General features: G+C 41.5%; 10 protein-coding genes. 7 read left to right on the forward strand and 3 right to left on the reverse strand.

Annotated elements, in window-relative coordinates; all coding sequences use genetic code 11:
* Positions 1-514, forward strand: a 514-nt coding sequence (locus ACTF5Q_RS11755; RefSeq protein WP_438954788.1) for a membrane dipeptidase, incomplete at its 5' end; no start/stop codon positions are given.
* 11 nt (positions 515-525) lie between these two features.
* Here ACTF5Q_RS11755 and ACTF5Q_RS11760 read toward each other — a convergent pair.
* The 3 genes from ACTF5Q_RS11760 to ACTF5Q_RS11770 all read right to left on the reverse strand — a co-directional run bounded on the left by ACTF5Q_RS11760 (position 526) and on the right by ACTF5Q_RS11770 (position 3,377).
* The gene (locus ACTF5Q_RS11760; protein WP_438954789.1) at positions 526-1,404 is read right to left on the reverse strand and encodes a DMT family transporter; all 879 of its coding nucleotides are present in this window, start codon (positions 1,402-1,404) and stop codon (positions 526-528) included.
* A gap of 94 nt (positions 1,405-1,498) precedes the next feature.
* Positions 1,499-2,368, reverse strand: coding sequence for an amidohydrolase family protein (locus ACTF5Q_RS11765; RefSeq protein ID WP_438954790.1), 870 nt, complete (start codon positions 2,366-2,368; stop codon positions 1,499-1,501).
* Position 2,369: 1 nt separating this feature from the next.
* Positions 2,370-3,377, reverse strand: coding sequence for an ester cyclase (locus tag ACTF5Q_RS11770; RefSeq protein WP_438954791.1), 1,008 nt, complete (start codon positions 3,375-3,377; stop codon positions 2,370-2,372).
* Positions 3,378-3,497: 120 nt separating this feature from the next.
* Between ACTF5Q_RS11770 and ACTF5Q_RS11775 the strand changes: the two genes are divergently transcribed.
* The 6 genes from ACTF5Q_RS11775 to hisD all read left to right on the forward strand — a co-directional run.
* Positions 3,498-4,547 carry an ABC transporter ATP-binding protein gene (locus tag ACTF5Q_RS11775; protein WP_438954792.1) on the forward strand — a complete coding sequence of 350 codons (1,050 nt, stop codon included), beginning with the start codon at positions 3,498-3,500 and terminating at the stop codon, positions 4,545-4,547.
* A 65-nt stretch (positions 4,548-4,612) separates the two neighbouring features.
* Positions 4,613-5,842: an ABC transporter substrate-binding protein gene (locus ACTF5Q_RS11780; protein WP_438954793.1), complete on the forward strand. Its 1,230-nt coding sequence runs from the start codon at positions 4,613-4,615 to the stop codon at positions 5,840-5,842.
* Positions 5,843-5,898: 56 nt separating this feature from the next.
* Positions 5,899-6,927 carry a carbohydrate ABC transporter permease gene (locus ACTF5Q_RS11785; protein WP_438954794.1) on the forward strand — a complete coding sequence of 343 codons (1,029 nt, stop codon included), beginning with the start codon at positions 5,899-5,901 and terminating at the stop codon, positions 6,925-6,927.
* Positions 6,928-7,809 carry a carbohydrate ABC transporter permease gene (locus tag ACTF5Q_RS11790; RefSeq protein ID WP_438954795.1) on the forward strand — a complete coding sequence of 294 codons (882 nt, stop codon included), beginning with the start codon at positions 6,928-6,930 and terminating at the stop codon, positions 7,807-7,809.
* 40 nt (positions 7,810-7,849) lie between these two features.
* Positions 7,850-8,380 carry an ester cyclase gene (locus tag ACTF5Q_RS11795; protein ID WP_438954796.1) on the forward strand — a complete coding sequence of 177 codons (531 nt, stop codon included), beginning with the start codon at positions 7,850-7,852 and terminating at the stop codon, positions 8,378-8,380.
* A 10-nt stretch (positions 8,381-8,390) separates the two neighbouring features.
* The coding region (hisD, locus tag ACTF5Q_RS11800; protein WP_438954797.1) for a histidinol dehydrogenase at positions 8,391-9,318 on the forward strand (928 nt) is incomplete at its 3' end.

A 9,318-nucleotide genomic window follows, 5' to 3' on the forward strand; every position in this document is an offset into this window, starting at 1 on the left:
TTCGACATTGGACGCCATTGATCATTCTTCACGCCCCATCGCTGTTACGCATGCAAATCCAAGTTTTTGGCACCCCGCTCTTCGGAACAAGTCTAATGATGTTTTAAAAGCTCTTGGTGATAGTGGTGGGATGCTAGGTTTTTCTATTTACCCCCATCATCTGAAAAACAGTAGTGACTGTAGTCTACAAAGTTTTTGCGACATGGTGGCAAAAACTATCGATTTAATGGGTGAGGGAAACGTTGGTATTGGGACGGATCTCTGCCAAGATCAACCGGATAGTGTTGTCGAGTGGATGCGGGTTGGCCGCTGGACAAAATCAATTGATTACGGAGAAGGAAGTGCTGAGAAGCCTGGATTTCCTGATATGCCAAGTTGGTTTGGAGGTAATCTTGATTTTAAAAATCTAAGTGTAGGTTTAAGAAATACGGGTATGGATGCCGCGCTGATATCCAAGGTAATGGGTGGAAACTGGTTTAGGTTTTTTAGCGAGAGTTTTGAGCCAAAAATTTGAAGATTTCAGGTTTAAACTGGTGTCGTCGCTCGCTCTCTAGCCCAAACGTATACACCTGCTCCTACTATTACGATAGCCCCAGATATTGTCCAAAAATCAGGATAGTTGTTGAATAAGATAATACCCCACATCGTAGCAAAAAGTAAGCTTGTGTAACCAAATGGTGCCACAAGACTTGCTTCCCCAAGTGAGAGAGCTTTTATTAAAAACAGGTGCCCTGCTGTTCCAATTAGTCCGATTATTACAGTTAAGATGATTGCAGTAGTGGACATAGGCGTCCAGTGAAAAGCAATGTAGACGGAATAGCAAACGGCTCCAAAAAGTGCAGCGTAAAATAGAGATGTCCACGGGCTTTCATCTGAACCAACAAAGCGTGTCGCTAGATTGTAAGCTGAATAACAGATCGCTCCCCCAATAGGAAAAAGGGCATAGATGGTAAAAACGCCGCTTCCTGGGCGTATAATTATCAAAGCGCCTAAGAGTGATACGCCGATGCCTATAATACGTTTAGGACCAATTTTTTCCTTTAGGAATAAGAAGGCTCCTAACGTAATTAACACTGGGCTTATGTTAAATAAGGCTGTTGCTTCTGCTAAACCTAATCGAGAGAAGGCGAAGAAAAACAATGTTGTCGCCAGCATTAAAGCTACAGACCTAAAGAATTGTAATTTTGGGTACCTTGTTTTTCCATATATATTTATACGGGGAAGTATTAGTACTGTTACAAGTACTGCTTGGGCTGTGTATCTAGCCCAAATCGTTTGAACAGGGCCAATTTCTTGCATCAAATATTTTGCAACAGCATCCATTGATGCAAAACAAAATATCGCTCCTATCATTAAAGAAATTGAAAGAGATGAGTTATTAAGCGAGGGAATTGCGCTTCTCATTAAAGATCTTTCTTAGGTTTAAAATTCAGCAAGTAGCTCACTCAAGCTTAAACTTATAATGGTTGCAACCTTAAAGTTTTAAAAAGCGACTTATTCAAAACCGGTAAAAATTACGACAATTTTCTGCGAATATTTTTTTATGAAACTGTTCAGGAATTAATTGTGATATTTCTAAGTAAAGTTCTGAAAAGCATGAATAAAGGGAGTCGACGGGAAAGTTTGAGCCAAACATTAATCTTTCTGGTCCAAATTGGTCGAGACAGTGCTCTATAATTGGTTGAATACTATCTGCGTTCCAATTTTTATCAAACATGCCCAGGCCAGAGATTTTGCAATAGGTATTTTCTCTTTTAGATAGTTTTGATAATTTTTCAGCCCAGGCTTCTATGTATTTTCCAGTGCGCTCTTGAGGACTACCGCAATGGCAAACTGCTACTCTGAGATTGGGCACTTCCTGAAGTAATATGCCGGTTTCGTGATATAGATTTGGTGTCAGTTGAAGATCAAAAGTTAGGCCTAATTTGGAAATATGTTTTAGGCCATCCAAAAATTTTGGATCATATAGCAAATTATTTGTTCCAGTCTGTGTATCTTCTTTTTCTGCTCTGCCGATGATTTGCCTCACTCCACGTAAGCTTGTAAATTTCGACAATTTATTAATTTGATCCAGAAAATCTGGTGCTGCTAAATCGCAAAAAGCTACTTGGACTATTTTCCAATTTTTTGAGTTAGTTGCTATTTGATCAATCCATTTCGCTTCCTGCCATCCATCTTTTGCACCTACTTGAACATGAACAGATGCGTTAAATTTAAATGGTTCAAGCTTTGAAATATGTTCATCTAGCAAATAGTTTCGTTGAATAGGAGTTGGGTCACCAAAAAACCGTGTCGCACCTTTTTCCATCAGCCAAGGGTAATGTACTTCTGATAAATTCCACAGGTGGTGGTGAGAATCGACAAGCATATTACCCACCAACCGTACTGTGATTTTGGCCTAAAACATCAATGCCTTGTTGATAAAGAATTGATAAAATATCAATGAAAATCCAATTTTCTGCTAACTTGCCTTCACCGCGTCGATAAATATCAATAACTTTGAATTCAATTTTGCCATCACTTTTGGGTAAACCCATAAAGCCACCATCATGTCCGGCGGTAAAATTAGGCCATCCAAAAAAACCACCGTAGTGTCCTTCTGCCAGTCTAGCTATATGACCTGTGCCTGACCGATCAGAAAAGGCAGCCCTGAAAGGACTTGCATGTTGTTTTGCATATCTTTCAATAGTAAACGTTGATCCAATGCCGTGTGGACCCCACCACACCATATCGTCCTGCCAGCTCAAAGCTAATTCTTCCTCTAGTGGTAAGGGGTTTTCCCATTGGCCTAAATCCGAAATCATCCTGTTAATGAGCTGCAAGGTTGCTTCGCTTTCTTCTGGATTGGCGTCCTCAAATAGAACTCCATCGTGGGTTCTGGGGCCTGGCTGCACGATGCTTGACCCGGTCTGTGAATCAAAAGGGTTTTGATTGGCCTGCGACATCAAGTGTGGAATGTCAAAATAAAATGCAGTCTGAAGAATTTGGCCATTATGGACAAGATTAAATTCGCAGTATCTTAGCATTACTATTTTGAAGTTCGGCTGAATGCCAAGCCATTCGTGATCAAATAGACTTAAAAGATGTCCCATCGATACTACCCAGATACCTTCCTCATCTTTAAGAGAATTTTTTCCAGCAAAAAAAATGTCTTGCCTTCGTTGGGTGCACTTGAAAGACTTGCGGAAAGGTTTCCAGAAATTAAGGATAACCAAATCTCTGTTATTTATTTCACCAAATGGATGAAATCCCCTCCACAAATAATCTCTAGGTGTATTTTTTTCAAAACAAAGTTTCAACTCATCATCAGATTGAGCAGAATCAAGAGAGTTATAATAATTTAAAACAACTGATTTTGCTTCCTGTAAACTCGTCATTTTTAGTGCTTCAAAGTTCTTCTTTGATAATTTTTATTACAACTTAAAAAAAGGCTTGCCATAGCGCTGGAGCTTTGTCTAGTAATATTGAATACGTATGCAAATACTTCGAAGGATTCGATGGCTGACATCCACTTAAATAATGTCTCAAAGCGCTGGGGAAGTTTCGTCGGTGTTGAAAAGTTTAATCTCGACATAGCTGACAAGGAGTTCCTGGTTCTACTAGGCCCCTCCGGATGTGGAAAAACGACAACCATGCGCATGATCGCTGGCCTTGAAGATGTCTCTGAGGGAGAGATATTTATAAATGGGCAACTTGTGAATGATTTAGAGCCAAAGGACCGTGATGTCGCAATGGTCTTTCAAAGTTATGCTTTGTATCCCAATATGACAGTTTATGAAAATATTCGTTTCCCTTTGAAAATTAGGGGAACTAACAAATCAGAACATGATGTCCGCGTTCGCAAGGCGTCGACAATGGTTGAATTGGATGAATTTCTTGACCGTAAACCAGCAGAGCTATCTGGTGGTCAGCGACAGCGAGTGGCCCTTGCAAGGGCGATTGTTCGTGAACCTAATGTCTTCTTGATGGATGAGCCACTATCTAACTTGGATGCGAAGTTAAGGGTGTCAACTAGGGCTCAGATCAAGAATTTAAGTCACGAACTTGCCGTAACAACAATCTATGTTACGCATGACCAAGTTGAAGCTATGACTTTGGCAGATAGAGTAGTCGTGATGAATAGAGGGATTGTCCAACAAGTTGGCACTCCAACAGAAATTTATGATTTTCCAGCTAATACATTTGTAGCAGGCTTTATTGGTAGTCCATCGATGAACTTAATTGATGGAGTGGTCTCAAACGGTGTATTTCAATCCACTAATACGAGTATTTCTGGCTTAAAGGTTAATGATGGCCCTATTACCCTTGGTTTTAGGGCTGAGGATGCGACGGTTTCTAAAAAGAAGTCTGAAATAGGCGAGAATGTCTATACTCAGGAGCTATTGGGTGATGCGACTATGATAACGGTAAAAGTTGGAAATGCCTTAGTAAGCGTTAAGGCCGATAAGAATTTTCGAGCAAGCATAGGCGAAAAAATAAATATCTCTGTGCCTGCCGGAATATGCCATCTGTTTGACACCCAGACAGGGGCTAGAATTGAGGGCTAGAGCCCTGAACATGATAATTGACTGAAAGGATGTGAATTTTCATCCTCTAACTTGGGAGAACTAAAATGAACAAAAAAATTATGGCTTTGGTGGGCGCTTTCTCACTCTCGGCATTTGGAACTGCGCAGGCTTGCGAAATTTCAGCGCGCGTAAGTGTAGTTGGTAATGAATTTCCAGCTATTCAAACAGTTGGAGCGGGAGCGGCAGCTTGTACTGGTGCTGAAGTAACAACCAACCTTACATCTGAGCACCAGAAAATAAATGTGCCTGGAATGCAAGGTAATCCTGCCGAGTATACTTCGGCGATTGTTGCTAACTCTTCGATTGTTGCACTGATGAATGAAGACGTAATTCGTCCACTTGATGATTTAGTATCAAAGCATGGTGGGGCTTTAAATCCTAACCAATTAATCAAAGTTGATGGAAAGATTATGGCCGTCGCATTTATGGCGAATGCACAGCATCTGATGTATCGGAAGGATGTTTTATCTGATCTTAGCATTGATGCCCCAAAAACATATGAGGATATGTTAGCTGCAGCGGAAAAAATTCGCTCAGCTGGTGTAATGAAAAACCCAGTAGGTGGTGCTTATGCTGCGGGCTGGAACTTGGCACAAGAGTTCAACAATATGTTCTTAGGTTATGGCGGTTCACATTTTGAAGCTGGCAGCGCTAATCCGAGTGTTAACTCAAAAGCTGGTATTGATGCTTTGAACATGATGAAGTCTCTATCTGAGTATATGAACCCAGATTTTTTAACACATGACTCTAATGCTACAAATGCAGAGTATCGTGCTGGGAACATAGCTTTGTTAAACATGTGGGGATCTCGTGCAGCGTCTCAAACTACAGCTGAGGGTGTAACGGATGCCGTAAAAAATGGTCATGCAGTTGCAGGACCTATGACTGTGGGAGGTGGATCTACCGCTGCGTCAACATTATGGTGGGATGGTTGGACTGTTGCTAAAAATGTATCTGATGCAGAAGCGGAAGCTACATTTATTGCAATGATGAATGGAATACGCCCTTCAATGATGGAAGATGAAGCTATTCGTACCCAGGCCGTTTGGCTCATTGACGGCTACACTCCAACTGATGCCGCTATAGGTGTTTTTGAAGCTGCAAAAATGGGAACAACTCCCTACCCGATGTTGCCTTACATGGGTCTTCTACACACAGCCCTGGGTGCAGAATTACCTGATTTTATGCAGGGAAAAGAAAGTGCTGAGCAAGCACTAGCCGATGTCGAGGCTGCCTACATTGCGGCTGCTAAAGAAAAAGGTTTCTTAAATTAAGTAAACTTTATGTCAGGGGCGGTCTCGTCCCTGACTCTACAGAGTGATTTGATTTTATGAGGCATTCGACTTTTTTTTGGTTTTTTGCGCCAACAGGGCTGGCAATGCTGCTATTTATTGCCTTGCCCATAGTGTCTGTTGTCTTGCAAGCAATACATGCTCCACATCCTGCCGTTTTAGTGGAGGTCGAAACTTGTACGCCCCTTGTAGGGTGTACTACCGAAACTTCGATTGACCAAGACGCAACAGCAGATTTACGTGCAACAAAGCCATTGGGTAGGTTTGTAGGTCTGGAAATATTCAAGGACCGTGGTCACTTAGCGCTTTCAGAGGTCAAAGAAATATGGGTTAATACCTCTAGCTTTGGAGAGTTTTTCTCTAGGCTCACTAATCTACCATTTTACCGGGCTATGTATTTTACGCTGACATTTACATTTATTGTAACGCCACTGGTTGTGATTGTTGGGTTTTTAGTAGCGTTAAACGTTAATGCTTTATACCAAAAGTTAAGAGGCTTAGTCGTTTTTCTGTCCTTGTTACCATTTGTTATCAACCCATTAATTGGATCGCTCGTTCTTTTCTGGATGATTGATAGTCGTGGTATACTCGGCACATCCATTCAATGGATTTTTTCAGATCCAAATCTTTCATTAAAAGCCTCAACGGGTTTAATGTGGATTGCCTTGATTGTATATGGTGTTTGGCATGCGGCGCCCTTTGCCTTCGTAATTTTCTATGCTGGATTGCAAACTCTTCCTGAAGACCAAATTGAAGCCGCTCAGATCGATGGAGCAAGTCGGATTCAGCAGGTTTGGTACGTAGTACTACCTCACTTGATGCCACTTGTAGCGTTCGTAGCCCTCATTCAATTAATGGATAATTTTCGTGTATTTGAACCAATCATAGGTTTTAACGCCTCCGCTCATGCGACCAGTCTGAGTTGGTTTATCTTTAATGATTTAGGCGGTGAAACAAGGCAACTTTCATCTGCCTCTGCAACCTCAGTACTTACGATTATCGGGGTCACAATACTTTTACTTCCAGTCCTCAGGCGAACCTGGAGAGATTTTAGGGAGAAAAAGTAAATGAGTGCGGCAACGGAAAAAAGGTCAGCTAAATTACGTATTTCAATTTATGTATTCGCGATCTTTTGGTTAATCATATCTGCTTTTCCGTTCATTTGGACTTTGTGGGGAAGCTTTAAGGTTGAACTTGACTTCTTTTCTATTGCGGATTGGACTTTTGCATTAACGGGTGAAAGAACGACTGCAGAATATGGTAGAGCATTTACTGCTGCGGGATACGAAGGAGCTTGGGTAAAAGAAGAATTTTGGCGGAATGTTTTAAACACATTCATTATATGTTTTTTCGTTGTTTGTACGTCCTTAACAATCGGCACCTTAGGTGGTTACGCCCTATCAAGGTCTGGCTACAGATACACTTTCATACTATTAATCACGGCGTTGATCTTTAGAGCAATGCCTCCGATCACTTTGGTATCGGGTTACATGCTTCCTTTTTTTGAATGGAATGTATGGGGTAAAATTCCAACCACAGTAATTGTACTAGTTGCGATAAATCAGCCCTTTACATTATGGATGCTTCACTCGTTTTTTCAAAACATTCCCAAAGAGCTCGACGAAAGCGCAAAAGTCGATGGCTGTTCACAATTCCAGGCCTTTAGGAATGTTATTATTCCCGTCATGTGGCCCGGTGTGATTACCACTGGCTTATTTAGTTTTCTCTTAGCGTATAACGATTTTGCAGTGACTTCGATGCTCTTGTCAGAGGAAAACAGAACGATGATGCCGCAGGTCGCCGCTTTCTTAGGGACTACCTATACGGAGGGAAATGTTATGTTTGCTGTCGCCGCAGTTGTTTCAGCCGCAGCTCCACTTTTTGTCCTCGTTATGTTTTTTCAACGCCAAATTGTAAGTGGATTGACGGCCGGTGCAGTGAAAGGATGACAATGGTTGACTTATTTTTAAAGTTAAAGGCTTCGCTGTAATGAAAGGATCTCGCCCAACTCAAGCTTATTTAAGCGCTGAAACTGATATGACAAAAACATCAGAAACTCAAAAAGTTATAGAGGAAATGGTTGATGGTTTAAACGACCATAGAATTGATGATATTGGTGAATTTTTTTCTAAGAATTTTCGATGGATGGGCAACCAAGGTTGCGGTACAAAAAAAGGTCTTCGTGAATTTCAAGAAAATTGGCAGCGTCCTTTTCAGCAAGCATTTTCTAATAAGGTGTGTATAGATGAAGCCCGTTTGTTCATGGGAGAGTGGGCAGCCGCATTCGGTAGACAAGAAGCTGTGCATTCTGGTGAGTTTATGGGAATTGCTGCGACCGGTAAACAGGTTGAAATTCGTTACATGGATTTCTGGAAAGTCGTTGACGGGAAAATCACTGATAATTGGGTGATGGTAGATTTTCCTCATGTGATGGCTCAATTGGGAGTTGACCTTTTCCAAGGTCATGGTTGGGAAAAGTATGATGATGGGGAAAAGACACCCTCAGATCAAAGTAGTTAGGAATATTGCTATGGCTATTGAATACCTTAAACGCGGCATATCCGATCAAAAACGATCAGAAGATGATGCAAACACTGCAAAAATTGTATCTCAAACACTGCTCGATATTGAGGAACGAGGTGATCAAGCAGTTAGAGAGTTAGCAGTCAAATTTGATGGATTTGATCGTGATAATTACAAGCTTTCTCAGACTGAAATAGAGCAAATAATTTCTAAAGTATCGGACGATGATATGCAGGATTTAAAGTTTGCCCAAGAGCAAGTGCGGAACTTTGCCAAAGCTCAAAGAGATAGTATGCGAGACATTGAGATCGAAACAATGCCCGGTGTTATTTTGGGGCATAAAAATATCCCAGTGCAGTCTGTGGGCTGTTATGTCCCAGGCGGTAAGTTTCCGATGGTTGCTTCGGCCCACATGTCAGTAGCGACTGCGTCAGTTGCCGGGGTCCCCCGTATAATAGCATGTACTCCTCCATTTAATGGTGAACCTAACCCAGCAGTCATAGCCGCTATTCATCTTGGGGGGGCTCATGAAATCTATGTGCTAGGGGGTATTCAGGCTGTCGGTGCAATGGCTCTTGGTACTGAAACTATTGAGGCTGTACACCTTCTAGTTGGACCTGGGAATGCGTTTGTAGCAGAGGCAAAAAGGCAGTTGTTTGGCCGAGTTGGAATAGACCTTTTTGCTGGGCCCACAGAAACAATGGTCATTGCCGATGAGACTGTAGACGCTGAAATTTGTGCTACTGATTTATTAGGGCAAGCAGAACACGGATATAATTCACCTGCCGTTTTGCTTACCAATTCTCGTAATTTGGCGGAGCAAACATTAGCAGAAATAGATCGAATTCTTAAAATTTTACCCACTTCAGATACAGCTGAGGCAAGTTGGGAAAATTATGGAGAAGTAATCTTATGTGATACTTATGAAGAAATGC

It is taken from the genome of Candidatus Salinivivens marinus (genome assembly GCF_965655845.1).
In the GTDB taxonomy this organism is placed as follows: Bacteria; Pseudomonadota; Alphaproteobacteria; order Rhodobacterales; family Rhodobacteraceae; genus Salinivivens; species Salinivivens marinus.

What these genes read in the sequence shown, in the direction of transcription:
- ACTF5Q_RS11760 (WP_438954789.1), bottom strand. Translation starts at nt 1,404, where the DNA reads ATGAGAAGCGCAATTCCCTCGCTTAATAACTCATCTCTTTCAATTTCT.
- ACTF5Q_RS11765 (WP_438954790.1), bottom strand. Translation starts at nt 2,368, where the DNA reads ATGCTTGTCGATTCTCACCACCACCTGTGGAATTTATCAGAAGTACAT.
- ACTF5Q_RS11770 (WP_438954791.1), bottom strand. Translation starts at nt 3,377, where the DNA reads ATGACGAGTTTACAGGAAGCAAAATCAGTTGTTTTAAATTATTATAAC.
- ACTF5Q_RS11775 (WP_438954792.1), top strand. Translation starts at nt 3,498, where the DNA reads ATGGCTGACATCCACTTAAATAATGTCTCAAAGCGCTGGGGAAGTTTC.
- ACTF5Q_RS11780 (WP_438954793.1), top strand. Translation starts at nt 4,613, where the DNA reads ATGAACAAAAAAATTATGGCTTTGGTGGGCGCTTTCTCACTCTCGGCA.
- ACTF5Q_RS11785 (WP_438954794.1), top strand. Translation starts at nt 5,899, where the DNA reads ATGAGGCATTCGACTTTTTTTTGGTTTTTTGCGCCAACAGGGCTGGCA.
- ACTF5Q_RS11790 (WP_438954795.1), top strand. Translation starts at nt 6,928, where the DNA reads ATGAGTGCGGCAACGGAAAAAAGGTCAGCTAAATTACGTATTTCAATT.
- ACTF5Q_RS11795 (WP_438954796.1), top strand. Translation starts at nt 7,850, where the DNA reads ATGAAAGGATCTCGCCCAACTCAAGCTTATTTAAGCGCTGAAACTGAT.